The 24,694-nt window shown below is 67.7% G+C and carries 24 protein-coding genes; 15 read left to right on the top strand and 9 right to left on the bottom strand.

The window, feature by feature from the left end; all coding sequences use genetic code 11:
- Positions 1-8 precede the first annotated feature (8 nt).
- The 6 genes from MKK88_RS06790 (at position 9) to MKK88_RS06765 (ending at position 4,068) form a co-directional block, all read left to right on the top strand.
- Positions 9-881, top strand: a complete 873-nt coding sequence (locus MKK88_RS06790) for a glycosyltransferase family 2 protein (RefSeq protein ID WP_243998146.1) — start codon at positions 9-11, stop codon at positions 879-881.
- The gene (locus MKK88_RS06785; protein WP_243998145.1) at positions 878-1,954 is read left to right on the top strand and encodes an acyltransferase family protein; all 1,077 of its coding nucleotides are present in this window, start codon (positions 878-880) and stop codon (positions 1,952-1,954) included. The genes MKK88_RS06790 and MKK88_RS06785 overlap by 4 nt, the downstream gene beginning before the upstream one ends.
- Positions 1,951-2,280 carry a hypothetical protein gene (locus tag MKK88_RS06780; protein WP_243998143.1) on the top strand — a complete coding sequence of 110 codons (330 nt, stop codon included), beginning with the start codon at positions 1,951-1,953 and terminating at the stop codon, positions 2,278-2,280. Before MKK88_RS06785 ends, MKK88_RS06780 begins: the two co-directional genes overlap by 4 nt.
- A 61-nt stretch (positions 2,281-2,341) precedes the next feature.
- Positions 2,342-2,983, top strand: coding sequence for a hypothetical protein (locus tag MKK88_RS06775; protein WP_243998141.1), 642 nt, complete (start codon positions 2,342-2,344; stop codon positions 2,981-2,983).
- Between the two features lie 6 nt (positions 2,984-2,989).
- Positions 2,990-3,475, top strand: coding sequence for a hypothetical protein (locus MKK88_RS06770; RefSeq protein WP_243998139.1), 486 nt, complete (start codon positions 2,990-2,992; stop codon positions 3,473-3,475).
- Positions 3,476-3,804: 329 nt separating this feature from the next.
- Positions 3,805-4,068: a hypothetical protein gene (locus MKK88_RS06765; RefSeq protein WP_243998137.1), complete on the top strand. Its 264-nt coding sequence runs from the start codon at positions 3,805-3,807 to the stop codon at positions 4,066-4,068.
- A 13-nt stretch (positions 4,069-4,081) separates the two neighbouring features.
- Here MKK88_RS06765 and MKK88_RS06760 read toward each other — a convergent pair whose 3' ends face one another.
- Positions 4,082-4,336, bottom strand: coding sequence for a DUF3297 family protein (locus tag MKK88_RS06760; protein WP_243998135.1), 255 nt, complete (start codon positions 4,334-4,336; stop codon positions 4,082-4,084).
- A 45-nt stretch (positions 4,337-4,381) separates the two neighbouring features.
- On the bottom strand, positions 4,382-4,999 hold the full coding sequence (locus MKK88_RS06755; RefSeq protein ID WP_279602117.1) for a CatB-related O-acetyltransferase: 618 nt from the start codon (positions 4,997-4,999) through the stop codon (positions 4,382-4,384).
- Positions 5,000-5,077: 78 nt separating this feature from the next.
- Here MKK88_RS06755 and MKK88_RS06750 point away from each other — a divergent pair, with 78 nt between their 5' ends.
- Both MKK88_RS06750 and MKK88_RS06745 read left to right on the top strand, forming a co-directional pair.
- Positions 5,078-7,405 carry an NADP-dependent malic enzyme gene (locus MKK88_RS06750; protein WP_279602099.1) on the top strand — a complete coding sequence of 776 codons (2,328 nt, stop codon included), beginning with the start codon at positions 5,078-5,080 and terminating at the stop codon, positions 7,403-7,405.
- Between the two features lie 81 nt (positions 7,406-7,486).
- Positions 7,487-8,932 (top strand): acetamidase/formamidase family protein, encoded by a 1,446-nt coding sequence (locus tag MKK88_RS06745; RefSeq protein WP_243998133.1) that lies wholly within the window; start codon positions 7,487-7,489, stop codon positions 8,930-8,932.
- A gap of 9 nt (positions 8,933-8,941) precedes the next feature.
- Here the strand turns inward: MKK88_RS06745 and ppx are convergent, their stop codons facing one another.
- The 3 genes from ppx to MKK88_RS06730 all read right to left on the bottom strand — a co-directional run bounded on the left by ppx (position 8,942) and on the right by MKK88_RS06730 (position 14,112).
- A complete protein-coding gene (gene ppx / locus MKK88_RS06740) occupies positions 8,942-10,483 on the bottom strand; it encodes an exopolyphosphatase (RefSeq protein ID WP_243998131.1) in 1,542 nt (513 codons plus the stop codon).
- Between the two features lie 287 nt (positions 10,484-10,770).
- A complete protein-coding gene (locus MKK88_RS06735; RefSeq protein ID WP_243998129.1) occupies positions 10,771-13,308 on the bottom strand; it encodes an RNA degradosome polyphosphate kinase in 2,538 nt (845 codons plus the stop codon).
- 93 nt (positions 13,309-13,401) lie between these two features.
- Positions 13,402-14,112, bottom strand: coding sequence for a hypothetical protein (locus tag MKK88_RS06730; RefSeq protein WP_243998127.1), 711 nt, complete (start codon positions 14,110-14,112; stop codon positions 13,402-13,404).
- A 130-nt stretch (positions 14,113-14,242) separates the two neighbouring features.
- On the opposite strand from MKK88_RS06730, the gene purM reads away from it, so the two are divergent.
- Positions 14,243-15,322, top strand: coding sequence for a phosphoribosylformylglycinamidine cyclo-ligase (purM, locus tag MKK88_RS06725; RefSeq protein WP_243998125.1), 1,080 nt, complete (start codon positions 14,243-14,245; stop codon positions 15,320-15,322).
- On the top strand, positions 15,322-15,972 hold the full coding sequence (gene purN, locus MKK88_RS06720) for a phosphoribosylglycinamide formyltransferase (RefSeq protein WP_243998123.1): 651 nt from the start codon (positions 15,322-15,324) through the stop codon (positions 15,970-15,972). Before purM ends, purN begins: the two co-directional genes overlap by 1 nt.
- Positions 15,973-16,123: 151 nt before the next feature.
- Here purN and MKK88_RS06715 read toward each other — a convergent pair whose 3' ends face one another.
- Both MKK88_RS06715 and ndk read right to left on the bottom strand, forming a co-directional pair.
- Positions 16,124-16,489 carry a hypothetical protein gene (locus MKK88_RS06715; RefSeq protein WP_243998121.1) on the bottom strand — a complete coding sequence of 122 codons (366 nt, stop codon included), beginning with the start codon at positions 16,487-16,489 and terminating at the stop codon, positions 16,124-16,126.
- Between the two features lie 166 nt (positions 16,490-16,655).
- Complete coding sequence (gene ndk, locus MKK88_RS06710) at positions 16,656-17,078, bottom strand: nucleoside-diphosphate kinase (protein WP_243998119.1); 423 nt, start codon at positions 17,076-17,078, stop codon at positions 16,656-16,658.
- Between the two features lie 266 nt (positions 17,079-17,344).
- Here ndk and MKK88_RS06705 point away from each other — a divergent pair, with 266 nt between their 5' ends.
- On the top strand, positions 17,345-17,809 hold the full coding sequence (locus MKK88_RS06705; RefSeq protein WP_243998117.1) for a DUF2147 domain-containing protein: 465 nt from the start codon (positions 17,345-17,347) through the stop codon (positions 17,807-17,809).
- Positions 17,810-17,819: 10 nt separating this feature from the next.
- On the opposite strand, the gene MKK88_RS06700 is transcribed toward MKK88_RS06705, so the two are convergent.
- Positions 17,820-18,455 (bottom strand): glutathione S-transferase N-terminal domain-containing protein, encoded by a 636-nt coding sequence (locus tag MKK88_RS06700; RefSeq protein WP_243998115.1) that lies wholly within the window; start codon positions 18,453-18,455, stop codon positions 17,820-17,822.
- Between the two features lie 239 nt (positions 18,456-18,694).
- On the opposite strand from MKK88_RS06700, the gene MKK88_RS06695 reads away from it, so the two are divergent.
- The 4 genes from MKK88_RS06695 (at position 18,695) to MKK88_RS06680 (ending at position 22,428) form a co-directional block, all read left to right on the top strand.
- Positions 18,695-18,994, top strand: coding sequence for a hypothetical protein (locus tag MKK88_RS06695; protein ID WP_243998113.1), 300 nt, complete (start codon positions 18,695-18,697; stop codon positions 18,992-18,994).
- Positions 18,995-19,124: 130 nt separating this feature from the next.
- The gene (locus MKK88_RS06690; RefSeq protein WP_243998214.1) at positions 19,125-21,155 is read left to right on the top strand and encodes an FUSC family protein; all 2,031 of its coding nucleotides are present in this window, start codon (positions 19,125-19,127) and stop codon (positions 21,153-21,155) included.
- Between the two features lie 32 nt (positions 21,156-21,187).
- Entirely contained in the window at positions 21,188-21,382 is a 195-nt protein-coding gene (locus MKK88_RS06685) for a DUF1656 domain-containing protein (RefSeq protein ID WP_243998111.1), read from the top strand.
- Entirely contained in the window at positions 21,382-22,428 is a 1,047-nt protein-coding gene (locus MKK88_RS06680; RefSeq protein ID WP_243998108.1) for an HlyD family secretion protein, read from the top strand. Before MKK88_RS06685 ends, MKK88_RS06680 begins: the two co-directional genes overlap by 1 nt.
- Positions 22,429-23,170: 742 nt before the next feature.
- On the opposite strand, the gene gatB is transcribed toward MKK88_RS06680, so the two are convergent.
- A complete protein-coding gene (gatB, locus tag MKK88_RS06675; protein ID WP_243998106.1) occupies positions 23,171-24,643 on the bottom strand; it encodes an Asp-tRNA(Asn)/Glu-tRNA(Gln) amidotransferase subunit GatB in 1,473 nt (490 codons plus the stop codon).
- Between the last annotated feature and the right edge of the window lie 51 nt (positions 24,644-24,694).

The following is a 24,694-nucleotide window of genomic DNA, read 5'->3' as shown; positions in this document are numbered from 1 at the left end:
GCCGCGCAGTGCCGCGCCTCGTCGCGATCGTCGTCGCGCATGACAGCGCGGCGGTGCTGCCCGCCTGCCTGGCTGCGCTCGCCGCCCAGCACGTACCGGCGATCGTGGTGGACAATGCCAGCCGGGATGCCTCCGTGTCGATCGCCGAGGCGGCCGGCGCGCAGGTGATCCGCAATGCCTGCAACGAGGGCTACGGCCGCGCCAACAACCGGGGCGTCCGGGCCGCGGTGACGGCGGAGCACGTGCTCATCGTGAACCCGGACGTGATCCTGCACCCGGGTGCGGTGGACGCCCTGCTGACCGCGGCTCGGGCTTGGCCGGATGCCGGCCTCCTGGCGCCGCGCCTCGTCGAGCCCGACGGGCGCTTCTTCTTCCAGGCGCGCTCGCTGCTTGCGCCCTATCTGACCAATCCCGGCGGCCGGCTCGCGCTGCCGCAGGGCGATGCCTGCGCGCCGTTCCTCTCCGGGGCCTGCCTGATGATGCCGCGCCGCCTGTTCCTCGATCTCGGCGGCTTCGATGAGCGCATTTTCCTGTTCTACGAGGATGACGACCTGTGCCGGCGCGTGGCCGAGACTGGCCGGGCGCTGGTCCATGTCCACGCCGCCGAGGCCCTGCATGGCCGCGGCCGTTCCGCGGCGCCGGAGCCGGGCCGCGTGTTCCGCACCCGCTGGCATCAGGCGTGGTCGCGCGCCTATGTCAGCCGCAAATACGGCCTGCCGGACCCGAGCCTCGCGACCCTGTTGATCAACCTGCCGAAGGCGCTGCTCTCGGCCCTGGTGCTGCGCCGGGCCGGCGTTGAGCGGTATGGCGGTTCGGCGGCCGGCGCCCTCGCCTTTTTGCGCGGCCGGTCTGCCCTCGCCCGCGAGGGCCTGTCCGGATGAGCGCGCCGACCCTCGCTGCCTGCCTCGATGCCGGGCGCAACGGCTTCACCGGCCTGCGGCTGGTCCTGGCCGTCGCCGTGGTCGTATCCCACGCCTTCAGTGTCGCGACCGGGGCGGCCGGGGATGAGCCCCTGGCCCGCCTCACCGGCTACACGCTGGGCGAGCACGCGGTGAACGGCTTCTTCGCCGTGTCGGGTTTCCTCGTGACGATGAGCTGCGACCGGCGTGGGACCCGCGATTACGCGCTCGCCCGGACATTGCGGATCCTGCCCGGCCTGGTGGCCGCGACCCTCGTCGTGTCGCTCGGCCTCGGCGCGGCGCTGACCCGCCTGCCCGTCTCCGAGTATCTCCGCGAGCCGGGCCTGTGGTCGTTCATCCGCGGCACGCTGACGACCTTCAAGAGCAACGCCGCCCTCCCCGGGGTGTTCGAGGCCAACCCGTACCGGGCGCCCCTCGGCACGGTCTGGACCCTGAAATACGAGGTGCTGTGCTATCTCGGCGTCCTCGCCGCCGCCCTGTGCGGTCTGCTGAAGCGGCGCTGGTCGGCACTGGTGATCGTCGCCGGACTCGTGCTGGCGCTCTCGATTCTGATCGGCCTGCGAGGTTCCGATCTGCCCAAGGGTACCGAGACGGCCTTGCGGCTGCCCCTGATCTTCGCGGCCGGTGCGAGTCTCTATCTCTGGCGCGACCGCCTCCGCATCTCGGCAGCCGCCCTCGCCTGCCTCGCCTTCGGGGCCTTCGTCCTGGCACGCACACCGGCCTATCCGGCCCTGCTGTTCCTGGCGGAGGCCTACGGCGTGGTCTGGCTCGCCCTCGGGCCTCTGGCGCGCGGATTGTTCGATCCATCGGCGGACCTGTCATACGGGATCTACCTCTACGGCTGGCCGATCCAGCAGACCCTGCATGCCCTGTGGCCGGAGCTGTCCGGTCCCGCGCTGCTGGCCCCGGCGCTCGCCGTGACGCTGCCGGTCGCCGCCCTGTCCTGGTTTGGGGTGGAGCGGCCAGCCCTATCGCTCAAGGCGCGGGCGCTGGGGCGTCGACGTCTCGGCACGATCGAGCCGGCGGGACCGTGACGATTCCGGACAGGCTGCTCCAGCCCGTCGCAGCCTTGGCGCTGGCGGCGAAGCTTCTGGAAGCGCAGGGCTTCACGATCGTCGCGCGCAATGAGCGCGGCGACAGCCTCTACCTCGCGCGTCCGGGCCAGGACGCGACCCTTCGCCTCTCAAATCATGCGCGTCGGCCGCGGCAGCGGCGGAGCCATCCCGAGGTGGTGACGAGCCTTGTGGTGGCGACGCCGAAGCGGCCAGGCCAACTCGCGGTGATGGTCGCGGCGACGCTGCGGGATTTTGCGGCGTGCACATCAAGAGCTGCAGCAATGGAGCTGCCAGTTCGCAAATAGGAAAATAATAACATGCTACGTGGCCCAGGATAGGTTTTTTATTCAGGCGGAGGTAGCGCGGATGTCACGACTGATCGACGATCGTCACGCTCAGGAAGTCGCCGCCAATCGCACCGAGCTCGCTGGCCTCGCGGTTGGCGGCAAGCTGATCCGGCTTGAGCGCGTTTTGAGCCGCAAGTACCGACCTGATCAGCCCCGCGCGCCAGCTGGCCAGTCCGATGGCGGGCGCTGGCATCCGGAGGGCACTGGCGGCGAAACCCAGGCTCAAGCGCAAACCGAAGACGCTGTCCTCGAAGATGGATCGCGGGTTCTCTCGATCCGGATGCGGGCCAAACCGCATACGGACTGGGACGAGCAGCACACGGTCATCGGTTCGGATGGGACGCGAACCGTCTTCGAGACCTCAGGTCTCACGCAAACGATCCGTGATGGTGACAGCGACGAAATCCTCGCCCGCAGCATCCTCACTCTAGATGGAGCCGAGCCGCAGGCATTTGTCCAACTGGCCCGGGGCCGGCCGCGCCCGTCTGACGAACTGGCACAGTGTTTCGCGAAAACGTTAGAGGCCGCGGGATTGCTCTTCTCGGTTCTATCTCAGCGGAAGACCAGAGATGGTAAGGCTATATTTGCTGCGCCCGCAAGTGAGTATATGCCAGGCGGTGCCTATGACTCTCAAAGTATGTGGGTCGGCGCAGTTGGGTAAACTGAGTTGGACCAAGTTTGCCCGCGAAATCGCGAAGTTCAGTCCATTGCCGACGGGGTTGCTGCCGACGTGAGAGCATCCGGCAACTACTTAGATGAACAGGATTTTGGAAATAAAGTTCATGCAAGAATGGTTGAAAATATTAATTCTATGAACGATCCGGATCTTGAGGCAGAAATATCGTGTTATTCCACCGCTGGACAAGAGATTTTCTATGCAACAAAAGGTTCATGGCGACCCGATACGCTGGAGCATTCTAGACCAGCGACTGTATGTGTTTATGATCATCAAACAGGAAGGGCATTTCTTCGCGCGCGACGCGCTGCTGATTTCGCGGATGTTGTTCAAAAACGGTTTCGCCGCGTTCAGAGAATTATCGTTATCCAGCTTCTGGCCGGACAATCACGACTCAACGTCAAGTTAGTTCTATATACAGTGCTGTGGCTACGCGTGATCCGCTATTCTCGCCATTACGATTCCGATAGCTGCTGAAGAGTCCAGTGCATCATATAGCATGCGGAATATTCATTGGGCGATCTTCGCATTCGAATTGCTTTCGGCCAAGGCTGGTTGCCTGCTCTTTATTCTACGCGGTCTTTCTTCATGATATCCGCATAGGAACATGTTATGAGCCATTGTTAAAACCGGCTACATCAACAAATGTTGTATGGTTGTGGGCAGAACCTGAATCATTGAACAATGCAATTAAATCTATCAACAAGGATACTATCTCAAGATTAAAATTACTCAGCGAAATCGATGGTTACTCAACACTCTTATCAGACAGCAATCGTTATTATAGAGAAGACTTTGAAGACCGCATGATCGTCCACATCGCGGCCGGCGATCTCGAGGCCGCGCGGGCGATCTGGCACGAACGACAGCTGTGGCACGCCGGCAAGTCGTTCCCGCCAGGGACGCGCGCGGATCGCTGGCGACTGCAGCTCGCCGCCGTGGCCGAACCGCTCATGGCCGGCGACCGCCCGGCGCTGGCCAAGATCCTGCACGATTGGGAGGCGGCCAACGTCCGCGGGACGGAGCTGGAACCCTACTGGGAACCCACTCCATTCCCGCTGGAGCGATGAGCCCGCCAGATTCTCACTCTGCGTCCGCCGCGTCGCGCAGGTAAGGCTCCACCGGGCCCTTCAGCTTCACCGTCATCGGGTTGCCGGCACGGTCAAGGGTCTTGCCGGCCGAGAGGCGCACCCAGCCCTCGCTCACGCAGTACTCCTCGACATTGGTCTTCTCGACGCCCTTGAAGCGGATGCCGACGCCCCGCTCCAGCAGGGCCGCGTCGTAGTACGGGCTGTCCGGGTTGACCGAGAGGCGGTCGGGCAGCGTGAGGTCGGACATGGTTGGGCTCCGGGTTCGGCCTGAGCGGCAAAGATGGGCCGCGAATTACGCAATCCCCCGCTCCGCCGCAACGGCGCCCGCGGCCGCGATCAGGGCCGCCACGTCGCCGCCCTGCAGCAGCGGCACGAGCCGCGTCACCTCCGCATGCGGCAGGTCCCACCACGCCGCCGCCAGCAGGGCCTCCACGGTCGCCGCGTCGAACCGGTCGCGCACCACCCGCGCCGGATTGCCGGCCACCACCGCGTAGGCGGGCACGTCGCGGGTCACCACGGCGCGGGCCGCCACCACCGCCCCGTGGCCGATCGTGACGCCCGAGAGGATCATGCAGCCCGAGCCCAGCCAGACATCGTGCCCGATCACCACGTCGCCCCGGGAGGCGTGAAAATCCTCCGGTGCCTGTGCGTCCGGAAACAGCCCCCGCATCGCCGCGAAGGGATAGGTGGACACCCAGTCCAGCCGGTGATCGCCGCCGAGCAGGATCTCGACCTTGTCGGCGATGGAACAATAGCGGCCGATCGTCAGCCGCCGCCCGCTTTCCGGGAAACGGACTTTTGGACGCCCGTACGAATAAGCGCCTATGGAGAAGCCGTAGGCCCTCGCCAGCTTGGCGAGGTGGATCCGCGTCTCGTTGTGCGGGTTGCGCCCCCTGCGCAGCCGGTGCAACAGACCGGTCAAGACGCGAGCCTGCGTGATGCGCGGCTGCGTCGTCCTCGGTGAAAAAGGTGAGCGGGAGCGTGGGCGATGGCCGATAACATGTCCGAGGACCTCAAGGCCGGGGCGCTCGTCTACCACCGCCTGCCCAAGCCCGGGAAGCTCGAGATCCAGGCGACGAAGCCGCTGGGCAACCAGCGTGACCTGGCGCTCGCCTACTCCCCAGGCGTCGCCGCCGCCTGCATGGCGATCCACGACGATCCGCAGCAGGCCGCCGATCTCACGATCCGCCAGAACCTCGTGGCGGTGCTCACCAACGGCACCGCCGTGCTGGGCCTGGGCGATATCGGCCCGCTGGCCTCCAAGCCCGTGATGGAGGGCAAGGCGGTCCTGTTCAAGAAATTCGCCGGTATCGACGTGTTCGACATCGAGGTCGATCAGAAGGACGTGTCGAAGCTCGTCGACGTGGTCTGCGCCCTGGAGCCGACCTTCGGCGGCATCAACCTGGAGGATATCAAGGCGCCCGAGTGCTTCGAGGTTGAGGAGCAGTGCCGGGCCCGGATGAACATCCCGGTCTTCCACGACGACCAGCACGGCACCGCGATCATCGTGGCGGCGGCCGTCCTGAACGGGTTGGAACTTGCCGGCAAGAATCTGTCCGACGTCCGGATCGTCACCTCCGGGGCGGGCGCGGCGGCTCTGGCCTGCCTCAACCTCCTCGTGTCGCTCGGCGCAACCCGCGAGAACATCACGGTCACCGACATCAAGGGTGTGGTCTACAAGGGCCGCCCGGAGCTGATGGATCGGTGGAAGGACGTCTACGCTCAGGAGACCGACAAGCGGACCCTGGCCGAGGTGATCCCGGGGGCGGACGTGTTCATCGGCCTCTCGGCCGGCGGCGTGCTCAAGCCCGAATATCTGAAGGAGATGGCCGAGAAGCCGCTGATCATGGCGCTCGCCAACCCCTATCCGGAGATCATGCCGGATCTGGCCGAGAAGGAGCGGCCGGACGCGATGATCTGCACCGGCCGGTCGGACTTCCCGAACCAGGTCAACAACGTCCTGTGCTTCCCGTACATCTTCCGCGGCGCGCTGGATGTCGGTGCCCACAAGATCAACGAGGAGATGAAGAAAGCCGCCGTCAAGGCGATCGCGGGCTTGGCCCACGAGACCACCTCCGACGTGGTCGCCCGCGCCTATGGCGGCGAGGCCCGGCCGTTCGGGCCAAAATCGCTGATCCCGAGCCCGTTCGACCCGCGCCTGATCCTGCGCATTGCTCCGGCGGTCGCCCAGGCCGCGATGGATTCCGGCGTGGCCGGCCGGCCGCTCGCGGATCTCGACGCCTATGTCGAGAGCCTCGACCGGTTCGTGCACCGGTCCGGCCTGATCATGAAGCCGCTCTTCTCCAAGGCCAAGGAAGCGCCCAAGCGCGTCATCTACGCCGAGGGCGAGGACGAGCGCGTGCTCCGCGCCGTGCAGGCGATCGTCGAGGACAAGGTCGCCTACCCGATCCTGGTCGGCCGGCCGCGGGTGGTCGAGACCCGGCTGAAGCGCTTCGGCCTGTCGATCGAGCACGGCCGGGACTTCGAGCTGATCGATCCCGAGGACGATCCCCGCTACCGCGCCTACGTGCAGACCTACCTGGATGTTGCCGGCCGACGCGGTATCACGCCTGACGCCGCCCGCACGCTGGTGCGCACCAACAACACGGTGATCGGCGCCATCGCGGTCCGTCGCGGCGAGGCCGACGCGCTGATCTGCGGACTGGAGGGGCGGTTCGAGACGCGGCTGCGCATCATCCGCGACGTGATCGGGCTGGCGCCGGGGGTGAAGCAATGCGCCGCGATGAGCCTCGTGGTGACCCATACCGGCGCCTACTTCCTGGCCGATACCCATGTCCGGCCGAATCCGACCCCCGAGGAAATCGCCGACGTGGCACAGGCCTGCGCGAACCACGTGAGCCGGTTCGGGCTGACGCCGAAGATCGCGCTGCTCAGCCACTCGGATTTCGGCCAATCGGACTCGGCCTCCGCCATGAAGATGCGCGACGCCCTCGCGCTCCTGCAAACGCGCGATCCGGAGCTGATGGTCGACGGTGAGATGCAGGCGGATTCGGCCCTCTCCGAGATGGTCCGCGACCGGGTGCTGCCGGGCTCGCGCCTGAAGGGTGCGGCGAACGTCCTGATTTTCCCGAACCTGGATGCGGCCAACATCGCGTTCCAGTTCGCAAAGATCATGGCGGACGCCCTGCCGGTCGGACCCCTGCTGATTGGACCGGCTAAGCCCGCCCATATCCTCACCCCCTCGGTAACCGCCAGGGGTATCGTCAATGTGACGGCCGCCGCGGTGGTCGAGGCGCAGGCGGACGAGGCGCCGCCGAAGGCCGAGGAGCCGGGTGTCGGGATGGTCTCCGAGTAAGGGGTCCCATGGCGGCCGCGAGCGTGGCCGTCAAATTGCTTGGCCGCCTCCGGGGAAACGCAATCACCGGAAGCGGACACGATGTGCCAGGGCGACGACCCGAACTGCCACGCCTTCGAGGAACATCGGCGCCGGTTCAAAAGCGACCTTGAGCCGGAGCGACGCGCCTTCCTGAAGAGCAGTTTCGCGGCGACGGGCGCCGCTGCGGCGGCGTTCGCGGCCGGCGGCCCCTCGCTGGTGAGCCCGGCCCTGGCGCAAGCCTCGGGCGCCAAGTTCGCCGCCACCGGGCATTACCACCTGTCGGCCAATGCCGAGACGGTGCATTGGGGCTTCTTCAGCCGCAGCCTCAAGCCGCAGGTCGAGATCGGCTCGGGCGATTTCGTGACCATCGAGACGCTGACCCATCAGGCCAGCGACGATGCCGAGCGGATGATTCAGGGCGATCCGGGCGCCGAGAGCGTCTACCTCTGGACCAAGGACAAGATGGGCGTCTCGCCCCGCGGCGCCGGGCCGATGGATGCCAAGATCGGCCCCGGTGGCGGCCTCGGCGTCCACATCTGCACCGGACCTGTGGCGATCCGCGGCGCGGAGCCCGGCGACGTGCTGGAGGTTCGCATCCTCGACGTGGCGCCGCGCCCCAGCGCCAACCCGAAATACAAGGGCCTCGCCTTCGGCAGCAACGCGGCGGCGTGGTGGGGCTTCCACTACAAGGACCTGATCACCGGCGATAAGCCCCGCGAGGTGGTGACCATCTACGAGGTCGACGCCACCGGTGCCCGCGACTGGGCGCGGGCGGTCTACAGCTTCCGCTGGCCCGGCGTGACCGATCCGTTCGGGGTCGAGCACCCGACCATCGACTATCCCGGCCTGCCGGTGGACCATGCCAGGACGCAGAAGACCTTCGACGTTCTGAAGGGGATCCGGGTGCCGATCCGCCCGCATTTCGGCACGCTGGGCGTGGCGCCGGCCGAGGCCGACCGGGTCAACACGATCCCGCCGAGCTATACCGGCGGCAATATCGACAATTGGCGGATCGGCAAGGGCGCGACGCTCTACTTCCCGGTCGCGGTGGCGGGGGCTCTGTTCTCGGTGGGCGATCCCCATGCCAGCCAGGGCGATTCCGAGCTGTGCGGGACCGCGATCGAGTGCTCGTTGACGGGGACCTTCCAGTTCATCCTGCACAAGAAGGCCGACCTGCCCGGCTCGCCGCTCGAGGCCCTCGACTTCCCGATGATCGAGACGAAGGACGACTGGGTCCTGTCCGGCTTCAGCTATCCCAACTACCTGCGCGACCTCGGCCCGGACGCCCAGGCTGCGATCTTCGCGAAATCCTCGATCGACCTCGCCATGCGCGACGCCTTCCGCAAGATGCGCCAGTTCCTGATGCACGCGAAGGGGCTCACCGAGGACGAGGCGATCTCGCTGATGTCGGTGGCGGTCGATTTCGGGATCACGCAGGTCGTGGACGGCAATTGGGGCGTCCACGCGGTGGTCAAGAAGGCGATCTTCCCGGATCGGGTCGCCTGAACGGCGGCGCTAGCCGATCTCGACCCGACCCTCGAGGCCCACGACGCGACCGAGGCCCCGAACGCGGTTCAGGAGACGGTCGCCGCTGAGGGCTTGCCAGTCCCGCGGCAGCCGCAGGATGACCCGCCCGTCCTCGACGGTGAGCGGCGCCCGGCTGAGCGCCCCGTCCATTCCGGCCGAGATCGGGAAGGCGACCCGCAGCAGCGCCCCGAGGAGCCGGGCCCGGTCGAACAGGCGTGGGCCCGCGACGCCGCGCAGGATCGGGTTGGCCTTCTCGGTGGCAAGCCCGGTGTGCCGAAGCGACACCCCCAAGGCGAGATAGGCCCGGCCCGGGTGATCGACGCCCACGAAGGCCGCATTCTGGATCACCGCAATGCTCTGCTCGTCGCGGTAATCGGGATGGGCCCGCCAGCCGACATCCGAGAGAAGACAGCCCGCGTGCCGTAGCCGCCGCTCGTCCGCGGTTTCGTGGCCATCGAGGGTCGCGACGAACCGGTCGGTCCAGGCGATCAGATCCTCTCCGTGACGGGGCGCGCGGGAGCGCAGGGTGTTGAACTCGGCCGCCGAGGCGAGAAGCGGGTCGATCAGCCGGGAATCGCGGTCGAGTTGCTCGAACAGCAGGCCCTCCCGGACGCCCGAGGCCGAGATCGCGAGTTCCCGCGGGCGGCCGACGCGGATGATCTCTTCCAGAACCACCGCGCCGTAGGCGAGCAGTGGACGCCGGGCCTCCGAGATCGCCTCGACGTCCTGAAGCAGCGAGACGTCGGTCTGCTCGACGATCTGCAGGAAGGTCAGCTCGTCGCTCGGCTCAACGGTGTAACCGTGCATCACGTGGACCGGGTAGCCGCGCGCGGCCATGTGCAGCCGCGCCAGCGCGCGCCACGTGCCGCCGACCGCGTAGAAGGTCCGCCCGCGCAGGGTTTCGAGCTGCGGCACGGCCTTGCGCATGTGCTCGCGCACGATCTTTGCGGCCTTCTTCACCGAGCCGCCGGAGAGGTCCTGAAGGGCAAGGCCGCCGAGCGGCATGGTCACGCCCTGGCCGACCACGGTGCCGCGGACATCGACGAGTTCGAGCGAACCGCCGCCCATGTCGCCCACCACGCCGTCAGGGGCGTGGAAGCCGGATATGACGCCCATCGCGGAGAGTTCCGCCTCGCGCCGGCCCGAAAGCAGCTGGATCTCCTGGCCGCAGGCCGCTTCCGCGGCGCGCAGGAAGTCGGGGCCGTTCTCCGCGTCGCGGGCGGCCGCGGTGGCCAGCACGAAAACCCGGCTCGCCCGCATCGTCTCGCACAGCACCCGGAACCGGGCGAGCGCGGTGAGCGCGCGGGCCACCGCCTCCTCGTTCAGCCTGCCCGTGGTGAGCACGTTGCGGCCGAGGCCGCACAGGACCTTCTCGTTATAGAGCGGCGTAGGCGCCCGGGTCAGGCCGTCATAGGCGACGAGCCGGACCGAGTTCGAGCCGATATCGATGAGGGCGACCGGCGATTGCGCGGCGTGCACGGGCTGCTCCGCATGGTGCGCGAGGAAGAGATTGGCGCGAGAACTGCCCAAACGTCCAGGTCCTTGATTGAGCGTGGCCGGCTCGACCGCCGACGCACCGCCCGTTCGTTCCGGGTCCGGGGCCGGTCGCGCGGCGACCGAGAGCGGCTCCAGATCCAGGATGTCGTTGCCCGGCTGCCGGACGGGAAGCCATGGTGGCGACGCGGAAACCACATGGCGTTGCGTCGGCGGACGGGTGCTTCCTTTGCGCAGTTCTTTGAGCGTGCGCAAGTTCCTCACGCAGAACCGCAGCGCGTCCGTCCGAAACCTGTCGAGTCTCCGGCGCATCGGACGGAGATCTAGGCACGCTGCGCCCGGCGGCTCAGCGCACGGGGACTCGACTTCTTCGACGCCTTGCCGCGGCCCGAGAGACTCGGGTTGGTCATGAAATATTTGTGCGCGTTGAACGGTTCCTCGCCGTCGGCCGGCTGGATCCGCTCGCAGCCGCCGGAGGCGAGCAGCCGCCAACTTTGACGGTTGTCGAGGAGGTTCGCCAGCATGATCTGGTCGAGCACCTGCTGATGCACGGTTGGGTTGGTGATCGGCAGCAGCGCTTCGACGCGCCGGTCGAGATTCCGGCTCATCAGATCGGCCGACGAGATGTAGACCGTGGCCTTCGGATGGGGCAGCCCGACGCCGTTGCCGAAGGCGTAGATGCGCCCGTGCTCCAGGAAGCGCCCGACGATCGACTTAACCCGAATCGTTTCCGACAGGCCGGGGATGCCGGGCCGCAGGCAGCAGATGCCGCGCACCACGCAGTCGATCTGAACGCCGGCTTCCGAAGCGTCGTAGAGCGCGTCGATGATCTGCGCATCGACGAGCGAATTGCACTTGATCCAGATCGCCGCCGGGCGCCCCGCCTTCGCGTGGGCCACCTCGGCCTCGATGTGCTCAAGGAGCTTGTTCTTCGCCGTCAGCGGCGAGACCGCCATGCGCTCCAGCTCGGCGGGCTCCGCGTAGCCGGTGATGAAGTTGAAGATTCGCGACACGTCCCGGGCGATCGCCGGGTCGGCGGTGAAGAACGACAGGTCCGTGTAAACGCGCGCGGTGATCGGGTGATAGTTGCCGGTGCCGACGTGGCAGTAGGTGACGAGCTTGTCGCCCTCACGCCGGACCACCAGCGACAGCTTGGCGTGGGTCTTCAGCTCGACGAAGCCGAACACAACCTGCGCGCCCGCCTTCTCCAGGTTGCGCGCCCAGCGGATATTCGCCTCCTCGTCGAAGCGGGCCTTCAGCTCCACAAGCGCAGTGACCGACTTCCCAAGTTCGGCCGCCTCCGCCAGCGCCGCCACGATCGGCGAGTTGGACGAGGTCCGGTAGAGCGTCTGCTTGATCGCTACCACGTTCGGGTCGCGGGCCGCCTGGGCCAGGAACTGCACCACCGAGTCGAAGGACTCGTAGGGGTGGTGGACGATGAAATCCTTCTGCCGGATCGCCGCGAAGACGTCCCCGCCGCTCTCGCGGATCCGCTCCGGGAAGCGCGGGTTATAGGGCTTGAACTTCAGGTCTGGCCGGTCGATCCCGACCACCTGGGACAGCTCGTTGAGGGCCAGCATGCCCTCGACGAGGAACACCGCGTCGGGGGCGATCTCCAACTCGTCCACCACGAAGCCGCGCAGATCCTCCGCCATCCCCGCCTCGACTTCGAGGCGGATCACGACGCCGCGGCGGCGCTGCTTGAGGGCGGTCTCGAAGTGGAGGACGAGATCCTCCGCTTCCTCCTCGATTTCGAGATCGGAATCGCGCACCACACGGAACGCGCCGCTGCTCTTCACGAGGTAGCCCGGGAACAGGCGCCCGGTGAACATTCCGATCACCTGCTCGATCGTGATCAGATGGGCTGCTGTCTCGCTGTCGCTCACCGGTAAGCGCACGAAACGGTCGATGACGCCCGGCAGGCGGATCAGGGCGCGCAAAGTCCGCCCGTCCTTCGGCCGCACCAAGGTCAGCGCGATCGTGGTGCCGAGATTCGGAATGAAGGGGAACGGATGGGCCGGATCGATCGCGAGCGGCGTCAGAACCGGGAAGATGTGGGTGAGGAAGTAATCCTCCAGCCACGAGGCTTGCTCGGCGGTCAGTGCGGCGGGCTCGACGATGTCGATGTCGGAGGCGTGCAGCTCCTCGCGCAGCTCGCGCCAGCGCGCCTGCTGATCCGCGGCGAGGCGCGAAACCTCCGCCCCGATTCGCACCAGCTGCTCCGAGGGCGACAGGCCATCCTGAGACGGCACCGTGAGGCCGGCACGAACCTGATCGATCAGGCCGGCGACACGGACCATGAAGAACTCGTCGAGGTTGTTCGCCGAGATCGACAGGAAGCGCAGGCGCTCCAGCAGGGGATGGTTGGGGTTCGACGCTTCCTCGAGCACGCGCCGGTTGAACTGCAGCCAGGACAATTCGCGGTTCACGAACCGCTCCGGCGAATGCCGTAGACCGCGCCCGGCTTCGAGCACCGTCTCCCGGGCCGCATCCACCTGAGGTGCCTCAGGCTCGGCGAGGGCCGGCCATTCATCGGTCGTATCCGGAATGGCAACGGAGGTGGCCGCCTGCGCGCTGGCCGTCGGCGGAGCGTCCGCCGGCGCGGTCGCTCCCGGGGGCGCAGAAGTCTGGGCCAAGGTCTGGGCTGCGGTTGCCGTCCGGGTGCGGGTCGCCGCCGGCCGGGGCTGCGCGGCCGGCCGTGCGGCCGCCGCTGGCGCGGCGGTGGCGCCGGGCGCGGTGCCGGCCGCAGGTCTCCGGACGACCGGCGCACGCCGGATTGTCGGATTGGTCGCTGAACGCCGACGGGGCTCCGCGGCCTCATCGGCGGCTTCGCGTTCCACGGGCTTCTGCGTCGAATCCATTCCGGGTCCCTGCTCCTTGTCGCTGCGTGATGCGTTCTACAATGTACGCCCTGGGCCATCACGACGATTTCGTGACACCCCCCGATTCAGCTGTCAGTCGCTCGAGTCTGACTCGGCGTCCAAGCCCATGCGGCGCAGCACGGCGAGGGCGAGGGGCCGGCTGATCCGCCGCTGCCGACCCAACGCGTCACGATCGAGTTCGGCCACCACGTCCCGGGCGCGCCCGAGGGACCGGTCGATCCGCAGGGACAACGAATCGATGACGCTCAGATCGACCACCAATTGGCGATCGACGAACAGTTTCACCAGCACGGCCCGCAGCAGGGCATCGTCCGGCGCCTCGATGGCGATTCCGGGCGCGAGGCGCAGGCGCGAGCGCAGGTCGGGCGTCGTGAGGCCGAGGGCGTCGATGCCGGTGCCGCTGGTCAGCAGCAGCGGGCAGGCGAGCTCGCGCGCCCGGTTGAGGAGGTGAAACAGAGCCGCCTCGTCCCGGCTCCCGGCGCGGTCGATATCCTCAATGACAAGCGCTCCGTTCGAGACGAGGTGCTGGACCGCATCGGCATTGATGTCGGCGGCCGGGACCGTCCAGGCGTGGGCACGCTCGGCCCAGATCGCCGCGAGGTGGCTCTTGCCGCTGCCGGGCGGGCCGGTGAGCACCAGCACGCTGTCGGGCCAGTCCGGCCACGCCTCGATCAGCGCGTAGGCGGCCTCGTTGGCCGGACCGACGAGGAAGTCCTCGCGCCCATAACGGGGATCGAGCGGCAGGTCGAAGGCAAGCTGCCGGGGTGGCGCGTTCTCGGGCATGGTTTGTCAGGATCACCCCGCATCGGTGCAGGTCAAGGGCCGATCCGCGCCCGGAGCGATCCGGCGCCGACTCGCGCAACGCGCGGTTAGCCGCTAGAGCGGGCCGAGCAATCAGTGAGGTGGCGCGGGCATGACGGCCAGGGACGGCAAGGAGCCGACGACGGGGCTGACCTACGCGGCGGCGGGTGTCGATATCGACGCCGGCAACGCCATGGTCGAGACGATCAAGCCGCTGGTGCGCTCGACGCGCCGTCCCGGGGCCGACGCCGAGATCGGCGGCTTCGGCGGCCTGTTCGACCTGAAGGCCGCGGGGTTCCGCGATCCGATCCTGGTGGCGGCCAATGACGGCGTCGGCACCAAGGTCAAGATCGCGATCGAGACCGGGCGGCACGCCACGATCGGCATCGACCTCGTGGCGATGTGCGTCAACGACATCATCGTCCAGGGCGCCGAGCCGCTGTTCTTCCTCGACTATTATGCCACCGGCAAGCTGGTGCCGGGCGTCGGGGCCGACATCGTGCGCGGGATCGCGGAGGGGTGCCGTCAGGCCGGCTGCGCGCTGATCGGTGGCGAGACCGCCGAGATGCCGGGCCTCTACGATGGGTCTGATTACGATCTAGCCGGGTTCTCGGTCGGCGCCGCCGAGCGGGGCAGCCTGTTGCCGCGACCGGGCATCCGACCGGGCGACGTGGTACTCGGCCTGCCCTCCTCCGGCGTGCATTCGAACGGCTTCTCGCTGGTCCGCCGGATCGTCGCCAAGACCGGCCTCGGCTGGGACGCGCCGGCCCCCTTCGCGCCGGAGATGAGCCTCGGCGAGGCGTTGCTGGTCCCGACCCGGATCTACGTGAAGCCCCTGCTGGCGGCGCTCGGCGCTACGGACGGCATCCGGGCGCTCGCCCACATCACCGGCGGCGGCTTCCCCGACAACCTGCCCCGGGTCCTGCCGGACGATGTCGGCATCGCGATCGACCTCGATGCCGTGACCCCGCCGCCGGTCTTCGGCTGGCTTGCGCGCGAGGGCGGCGTCGCCGAGCCCGAGATGCTGCGCACCTTCAATTGCGGGATCGGCATGGTGGTGATCGCCGCCGCCGACGCGGTGGACGACGTCGACGAGGCCCTGACCCGGGCCGGCGAGACGCCGGTTCGCCTCGGCCGCATCACGCCGCGGGGGGCTGAGCCCGTGACCTTCAGCGGGCGCCTCGCGCTCTGATGGCCGGCACGGGGAAGAGGCGGGTCGCGATCCTGATCTCGGGGCGCGGCTCGAACATGGTGGCGCTGCTCGAGGCGGCGCGGGACCCGGCCTATCCGGCCGAGATCGTGCTGGTCCTGTCGAACCGGCCCGATGCGGCGGGTCTAGCCCGGGCCGCGGAGGCCGGCATTCCGACGCGGATCATCGACCACACGGCGTTTCCGGACCGCGCCGGCTTCGACGCCGCCCTCGACGCCGAACTCCGGACCGCATCCGTCGAACTGGTGTGCCTCGCGGGCTTCATGCGGATCCTGACGCCGGGCTTCGTGGCCGGCTGGGCGGGGCGGATGATCAACATCCACCCGTCCCTGCTGCCCCTGTTCAAGGGCACGCACACGCACCGGCAGGCCCTCGATGCGGGCGTGCGCCTGCATGGCTGCACCGTCCATTTCGTGGTGCCGGAACTCGATGCCGGCCCGATCGTCGCGCAGGCGGCGATTCCGGTCCGCCAGGACGACGATCCCGACAGCCTCGCGGACCGCGTCATCGTGCAGGAGCGGCGGCTCTACCCGGAAGTGCTCGCTCTGGTTGCGAGCGGGCGCGCCCGCCTGGAGGGCGAGCGCGTCGTCATCGCCGGGCAGGCCCCGGAGGGCGTGCTGTTCAGCCTGTAGCGGGTTCTGCGGTAGCTCGGGCGGGCGACGTCTGTGCGGGCGGAGCGAAGCCATCCAGCTCCGCCACCCTCACCGATGTTCCACTGCCCTGGGTTGCTTCACTTCGTTTGCAAAGACGAGGTGGTGTTCCCAGTAGCCGTTCCGGCCGTCCTCAGACCGGCCGCTGCAGCTTGCAGCTGTCTAGTGCCGAGAGCGCCTTGGCGCGGGCGGAATCGTTGAAATAGCCGGTCGCGCGGTAAGCCTCGATTTCGGACTCGTCGAGGCTGCGCAGGGTCTGCCGGGCGTAGCAGCCGCAGGGGCGCTCCAGGGACGCCTCGCTGGCGCTGGTCAGGCGGGCCTGGACGATCGTGCAGGCGTGGCGCACGCGCCCTTCGAGATTTGTCTTGCTGGCGGTCTTGAGCGCCGGATCCGGCTCGTATTGCTGGAACGGGGCCGAGGATCCACCCGCGAGGGCGGCGGTCGCGCCGAGGGCGAGGAGACCAGTCGCGAGCAGCAGGGGCAGGCGGCGCATCGTCATGGTGGTGCAGGTCCAGGGCTGAGTTGGCTAAGCTCGGCCGTTGGACGCCTTCGGGCTCCGCTCCGTCAATGGCGGGCCGGACACACAGGGCGGCATTCACCGCGCCCCGGAGTGCAAGCGAGAACGATGGCGGACCGGTGTGCCCGGCCCGCCACCGCTGCGCGCGTTAGCCGACGATGTCGGCATCCTGGAAGAACTGCGCGATCTCGAGCTTGGCGTTCTCGGCGCTGTCCGAGCCGTGGACGGTGTTCTCGCCGACCGACTCCGCGAACTTCTTGCGGATCGTGCCGTCAGCGGCCTGGGCCGGGTTCGTGGCGCCCATCACCTCACGGTACTTCGCGACGGCGTTCTCGCCCTCCAAGACCTGCACCACCACCGGGCCGGAGGTCATGAAGCTGACGAGCTCGCCGAAGAACGGGCGCTCCTTGTGCACCTCATAGAATTTTTCCGCCTGCGCCTGGCTCATGCGGATGCGGCGCTGGCCGACGATGCGCAGGCCGGCCTCCTCGATCACCGCGTTGACGGCGCCCGTGAGGTTCCGGCGCGTGGCGTCGGGCTTGAGGATCGAGAAGGTGCGCTCGGTGGCCATGATGCGTCCGGTCCGTCTGTGGAAAAGGCGTGCGGCGCGCCAAGATGCCGGGCGCGCCTCGGGAGCGAGAATTTCGCTTCGGCGCCGGGCTTATAGCTTCCGGCCTACGGGGTCTCAAGCCGCCCAGGCGATCCCCTGCGGCCGGCGCAGCCGTGGCTCTGCCGCAACACTGCCGAAAAATCGCCCGATTGCGACGGCTCAATCCCGCTTCACCGACTTCGTCCATCCCTCGGGCATCCACCACGCCCACATCCCGGAGACGAACCATGCGCATCGCCTTCAGCGCCGCCCTGCTCCTCGCTGGCCTTTCCGCTGCCGCTGCCGATACCGCCAAGGACCCGTCCGGCACGTGGCTCACCGGTGACGGCCGCGCCAAGATCCGGATCGACCGGTGCGGCCCGGGCCAGAAGCTGGTCTGCGGCAAGGTCGTGTGGCTCGAGGTGCCGACCACCGAGTCCGGCACACCCCGAACGGATCTCAAGAACCCCGATCCCAAGAAGCGCGCCCGCCCGGTGATGGGCCTTCAGCTGATCGACGGGCTGAAGCCTGACGAGGAGAAGTACACGGGCGAGATCTACAATATCGAGGAAGGCAAGATCTATACGGTCAGCCTCGAGCGAGAGAGCGAGGCCGAGCTCAGCGTCTCGGGCTGCATGCTCAAGGTCCTGTGCGGCTCCCAGACCTGGACGCGGGTGCCCGACGTCAACCAGCAGGCCGCCAACAAGAACTGATTGGTCGTCGTCAGATCGCCGCGAGGCCTCGCTGAACCGCCGGCCGGGCCAGCACGGTCTCAAGCCAGCGTCTCACATTCGGCAGGGTCTCGATCTCGACACCCTGCTTGAAATTCAGCTTGGCCCAAGTGACCGTCGCGATGTCGGCGATCGAGTAGTCGTCGGCGAGGTAGTCCCGGCCATCGAGGCGGCGCTCCAGGACGCCGTAGAGGCGCTTCGCCTCGGCGGTGAAGCGCTCGATCGCGTAGGGCACCTTCTCCGGCGCATAGATCTTGAAATGGTGGGTCTGGCCGAGCATCGGCCCGAAGCCGGCCACCTGCCAGAACAGCCACTGGTCTACGAGGACGCGGGCTCGCTCGTCCGTCGGGTAGAACTGGCCTGTTTTGCGGCCGAGATACTGAAGGATGGCGCCCGACTCGAACACCGAGATCGGGCTTCCGCCCGGTCCGTCGGGATCGACGATCGCCGGGATCTTGTTGTTGGGCGAGATCGCCAGGAAATCCGGCGCGAATTGCTCGTTCTTGGCGATGTCGACCGGGACGATCCTGTAGGGGAGCCCGCACTCCTCCAGCATGATCGGAATTTTCCAGCCGTTCGGCGTGCTCCAGGTATGGACGTCGATCGGCCGCCCGGACACCGCTGCCATGCTCTGCCTGCTCCTCGACCGAACCGCCGGCGGCACAGCGCCCCTTCGCCGGGTTCGGACCATTGCGCCAGTGAAGACGATTTCCGCGCCGCGCTCAAGGGCAGGAGCCCCGCGCGGCTCACGAATGCGAGATGGGGTGCAGTCCCTGTTGGCAGCCCTCGGCACACCCTTGCCTGGGCAGCCCGAGAACGGCGAGATGGGCGACGGGGCGTCGTCATGGCGCCGGGGGGATCGAGACGATGATCAGTCGATACGTGAAGATCGCGGCTCTGGCCGTGCCGCTGCTCGCCGCGCCGCCCCTCCTCGCCAAGGAGGCGCCCGCGAAGCCGCTGGCCACCCCGGAGGCGCCAGCCACGACGCCGAACGCGCCCGCAGCGAAGGACCCGACACCCGGCCAGACCGCCGCGCGCACCCGCCAGAAGACTTGCGGCGCCGAGTGGCGGGCGCTCACTGACGCCCAAAAGACAGCTCAGGGACCAAAGTGGCCCCAGTATTGGAGCAAGTGCAATAAGCGCCTGAAGGGCGGCGACAAGGCCTGATCAGTCTGCGAACTCGGGGGCGTCCCATTCGTTCCTACCCCGGAACGGCGTAACATCCGGGGGTTGGGCGACATGACGGATCATTGGCCGTCCCGGGGGATGGCGGAGGTTCCGCGTGGCCGGGCCCGGCATGGCTGAGGCCTCGGCCACCGGCGCGACATCGCCGTCGATCGCCGATCGTCTGATCGCGTTCCTCGACGCCTGGGTGCCCAAGCCGGCGGCCTGGGCCTACGCGTCGCGTATCTGGATCGCCATGATGCTGGCGCTGGGTGCCGCTTTCTGGCTGCAACTGGACAGTGCCTCGTCGGCCGCCACCTGCGTGGCGATCCTGGCTCAGCCGAAGCGCGGGCAAGCCATCTCCAAAGCCGTCTACCGCCTGCTCGGCACGCTGATCGGCGCCGCCGTGTCGATCCTCTTTGTCGCCCTGTTCGGGCAGGATCGGGTCCTGCTCTTCGTGAGCTTCACGGTCTGGCTCGGCCTGTGCGTATTCGTGGCGCAGTACCTCCAGGATACCCGCGCCTATGGGGCGATGCTGTCGGGCTACACGGTTGCGATCATCGCCCTCGGGCAGATCGACCAACCTCAGGGCGCCTTCGACGCGGCGGTGTCGCGGGTCGCCGTGATCGTCCTCGGCATCGTGGCGATCACCTTCATCAACGACGCCCTCGCCTCCCCCAGCACGTGGCGAACCTTGCTGCCGCAACTTCGCAAAGCCTGGGACGGGACCCGTGCCTATGCCCGGGAGTCCCTGGCCGAGGGCGATCTCGGCGCCCCGCGCACCGCTGCGCTGATCCGAACGATCGCGCCGATGCGGGCTGATGCCAGCGCCATTGCGGGGGAGCTCGACGACGGACCTTTCCGCGCCGCGGGGGCGCGCAGTTGCATCGCGGCCCTTTACGTCATGGCCGCCTCGATCCGCACGGTGGCGGCCGCCGCTGCGCATCTGAGGAACCCAAGTCCCGCCGTCGCCGAGGCGATGGCGATCTGCCGCCGGGTTGCCGATGCGCCTGATTCTCAGAGCCTCGATCGCGACGACGAGCGCTTGCGCGACCTCGTCGATGCGGCCGTCCGCGACGGTCGCCGGCCCCTCGACGAGGTGGTGCTGCTTCAGCGCGCCCTCGATTTCGTCTGCGCGGCCACCTTCGCACAGGACGGAATCGACGCGGTCGCGGACGGCCATGAGCCCCTGCGCGACGCCAGCCTGCCGACCCATCGGGATTTTCCCGTCGCCCTGCGCGGCGCCCTACGCGTGGCCCTCGGTTTCGCGGCGACTGCCGCGGCCTTCGTGGCGTTGGGCCTGCCGCAGGCCTCGTTCGCGCTTGTTCAGGTCGCATCGACCGCCGCCCTGTCGTCGGTGACGCCGGATCCCAAGAAATTCGCCAACGGCGTCGTGATCGGGATGATCCTCGCCGCAACCTTCGCGGGCATCGCGCGCTTTGTTTTCCTCGACGGCGTCCAGGGCTTCCCGCTCCTCGCCATGGTGATGGCGCCGGTAATCTTTTTCGGCTGCTTCCTCTCGCTGAATCCGAAGACCTTCGGCATCGGCTTCATCCTGATCGTGTTCTTCCCGGTTCTGCTCGGACCGTCGAACCCGCAGAGCTACGACGCGCAGACCTTCCTGCTGAACGCGTTTCTCGTCGTGCTCGCTGCCATCGTCCTGTCGATCGTCGTCCGCCTGTTCATCCCGGTGACGCCGGCGCAGCAGCGGGTCTTCGCGCTCGATTCGGCCCGGCGCGCCCTGGCGGATGCCCTGGTCGGCGAGGGTGGCGACGCCACGACTCGCACGAGCCTGAATGCGGATCGGCTGTTCCAGTTCGCCGGCTACAGCTCGGGCAGCGGCGCGGTGCGGCGGGCGAGTCTCTCGCATGCCTTCGCGCTGGCCCGGCTGGAGGCGGCCGCGGCCCGCGGCCATGCCGAGCTGCGCCGTCTCTGGCCGGTGACGGCCCTGCGCGATCCGATCCTGCGGGCTCGGGCCGGGCTGGCGGACGTCGACGACCGCGCGCTCGAGATTTCGGCTGCCGATCTGATCCGCGCGGCGTCGCGGCAGGATCGGAGCGTGCGGCTCACGACGGCGCGGGCCGCAAGCGATCTCCTCACGGCGGCGCGAACCATCGCCCGACACCGCAAGTTCCTCCGTCGTCTCGATATCCCGGCGGTTTGACCCCTCAACGGATAGGTTCTCCAAGCGCGGCCATGTACGAGGATATTCACATCGGAGGCGTGCTGATCTCCTCGTTCGTGGCCTATGCCCTGGCGGCGTTCGTCATCCTCCTGATGCTGCGCTGGGTCTTCGCCCGCATCCGCTTCAGCCGCTATGTTGCCAACGCCCCGCTCGCCGAGGCTGGTATCTACGTCTGCGTCCTCGCCCTCCTCATCGCGTTGATCTGATGCCCGAAACGACCGCCGATGAGGACGACCCCAAGCCCGCGACCCGGGCAGATTCGAGGGATCATGACGATCGCCTGCCGATGGCCCCGCGCCGGGGTCGGGCCGCCAAGATCGTACGCCTGGCCGCGACGGGCGTGATCCTGCTCGTCGCCTTCGTTGCGGCGGCCTACGTCTGGGAATTCTACGTCGCGGCCCCATGGACGCGCGACGGGACCGTGCGCGTCCAGGTCGCCAACATCGCCCCCCAGGTCGCCGGCCAGATTGTGGAAGTGCACGTTCACGACAACCAGAATGTGCGTAAGGGCGACGTACTCTACGTGATCGACCCGGTCGATTTCGAGGTCTCGGTCACGTCCGCGGATGCCGAGGTCAAGAATCGGGAGGCCGACCTGCAGGTGAAGAACGCCCAGTCGGCCCGGCGGCAGGCGCTCACGACGGTCTCGACTTCCGTCGAGGAGAAGCAGCAATATGCCGGTCAGGCCAAGATCGCCGCGGCCGCGCTGGAGAGCGCGCAGGCGCAACTGCGCCAGGCCAAGATCAACCTCGAACGCACGCAGGTGAAATCCACCGTCAACGGCCGTGTCACCAACCTGCTGATGCGCGTCGGCGACTACGCCCGGACAGGAACCTCGAACATCAGCGTCGTGGATACCGATTCGTACTGGATCGACGGCTATTTCGAGGAGACGAAAATGCCCAACATTCATGTCGGCGACCGGGCCGACGTGAAGCTGATGGGCTTCGATCCGCGCCTCACCGGGACGGTGGCGAGCATCACCCTCGGCATCGCGACGGCGAATGCCGCCGCCAGCACGCAGGGCCTGCCGGACGTCAACCCGGTCTATACCTGGGTGCGGCTGGCGCAGCGCGTGCCCGTCCGGATCCAGATCGATCACGTCCCGCCGGAGATCCCGCTGATCGCCGGCATGACCGCGACCGTCGTCGTCAACGGCGGTCGTGCGCCGGCGCCGTCGTGGTTCATGGATCTGCGCCAGCGCGTCTCGGCCCTGACCCAGGCCCCCACCGTCGAAGCCGACCGGCGCTGACGGTCTGCCGGCTACGACGTTCGACGTGACCGTCGCGTTGTCCCCGCAGTACCGAGGGGCAGCCGCTTCCCAGTGAGGGACAACACGGAAGCCGACAATCCATTGGGGCACCATGGGACATTCCGCAATGCCCGGGATTGATCCAAGTGCCTGAACGGGTTCACCTTGCATCGTATCAGGCAGCCGGCAGCCGTGAAAAAGCATTCCGCCGGCAAATTTACGGTTGACCGAGGCGAATGACGGGCGCAGTCTCCCTGTGTGCTTCGCGAATGCAGGCACAGATCGCCCCGAAACCTTGAGCAGATCAGGTTTCGCAACGGTTGCGATGGTCTGAAGCTGGAGGAGACAGGGATGACTCCACCGCAGCGAAACGCCGCCTAGACGGTTTCGGGACCGGTTCGGCCCGTAGCCCAGCGGCACCAGACGAACAGCCGGACGGATGCGGCTCCAGGGGCGCAGAAGCGGCCATCATGGCACGCCTTCGAATGCGCGAAAGGCCCCAATTCGAGCCGTTCCGCCGCGGTTTCTCTGCAGCGGATTTGAAGGCCCTCGCCTGCCCGGCAGCGCCGCGGCGGGATTTCGTCGTGGGAGACAACGGTCGCGGCCCGAAACGATCCGTTCCGTCATCGCGAGCGCAGCGAAGCGACCCAGGGCAGCACGACATCCGTGGACGCAGCGCTGTTGGATGACTGCGCTTCGCTCGCAAAAGGGGCGATGCCGATCCTCGATGGCGGACAGCCGTTCACTCGATCCCGAGCTTGGCCTTCAGCAGCGTGTTCACCGCAGCGGGATTTGCCTTGCCGCCGGTGGCCTTCATGGTCTGGCCGACGAACCAGCCGAGCAGGGTGGGCTTCTCCTTGGCCTGGGCGACCTTGTCGGGATTGGCCGCGATGATCGCGTCCACCGCCTTCTCGATGGCGCCGGTATCGGTCACCTGCTTCATGCCGCGGCTCTCGACCAGGGTCCGCGGATCACCGCCCTCGGTCCAGACGATCTCGAACAGGTCCTTGGCGATCTTGCCCGAGATCACGCCCTCGCCGATCAGATCGATGATCGCCCCGAGCTGCGCCGCCGAGACCGGGCTCGCTTCGATCGACAGGCCCTCCTTGTTCAGGCGGCCGAACAGCTCGTTGATCACCCAGTTGGCCGCGGCTTTGCCGTCCCGGCCCTTGGCCACCGCCTCGTAATAGTCGGCGGAGGCGCGCTCGGCGACCAGCACGCCGGCATCGTAGGGCGACAGGCCGTAATCCGCGACGAACCGCGCCTTCTTGGCGTCGGGCAGCTCCGGCAATCCCTCGGCCAGCGAATCGACGAAGGCCTGATCGAATTCCAGCGGCAGCAGGTCCGGATCGGGGAAGTAGCGGTAATCGTGCGCCTCCTCCTTGGAGCGCATCGAGCGCGTCTCACCCTTGGTCGGGTCGAACAGGCGGGTCTCCTGATCGATCGTGCCGCCATCCTCCAGGATTGCGATCTGGCGCCGCGCCTCGGTCTCGATCGCCTGCCCGATGAAGCGGATCGAGTTGACGTTCTTGATCTCGCAGCGTGTGCCGAGCGGCTCGCCGGGGCGGCGCACCGAGACGTTCACGTCGGCGCGGAGCGAACCCTTCTCCATGTCGCCGTCGCAGGTGCCGAGGTAGCGCAGGATCGTGCGCAGCTTGGTGACGTAGGCCTTCGCCTCCTCCGACGAGCGCAGGTCCGGCCGGGAGACGATCTCCATCAGCGCCACGCCCGAGCGGTTGAGATCGACGAAGCTGCGGGTCGGGTCCTGGTCGTGCAAGGACTTGCCGGCATCCTGCTCCAGGTGCAGGCGCTCGATGCCGACGGTGATCGAGGAGCCGTCGGCCATGTCGACCAGCACCTCGCCCTCGCCGACGATCGGATCCTTGTACTGTGAGATCTGGTAGCCCTGCGGCAGATCCGGATAGAAGTAGTTCTTCCGGTCGAACACCGAGCGCAGGTTGATCTGTGCCTTCAGGCCGAGGCCGGTGCGCACCGCCTGGGCGATGCATTCCGCGTTGATCACCGGCAGCATGCCGGGCATCGCGGCATCGACCAGCGAGACGTGGTCATTTGGCTCGGCCCCGAACTCGGTGGAGGCGCCGGAGAAGAGCTTCGCCTGGCTCGACACCTGGGCGTGAATCTCCATGCCGACGATCACCTCCCAATCGTGGAGGCCGCCCTTGATCAGCTTCTTGGGGTCGACGGGTGCGTTCATGGTCGTCCGGGCCGGGAGAGTGGCTTGGCGGGATCCTCCCGCCCGCGACCT

The sequence above is a fragment of the Methylobacterium sp. E-005 genome (assembly GCF_022829725.1).
Lineage (GTDB): Bacteria > Pseudomonadota > Alphaproteobacteria > Rhizobiales > Beijerinckiaceae > Methylobacterium.
This window is presented reverse-complemented; position numbering and strand designations above follow the sequence as displayed.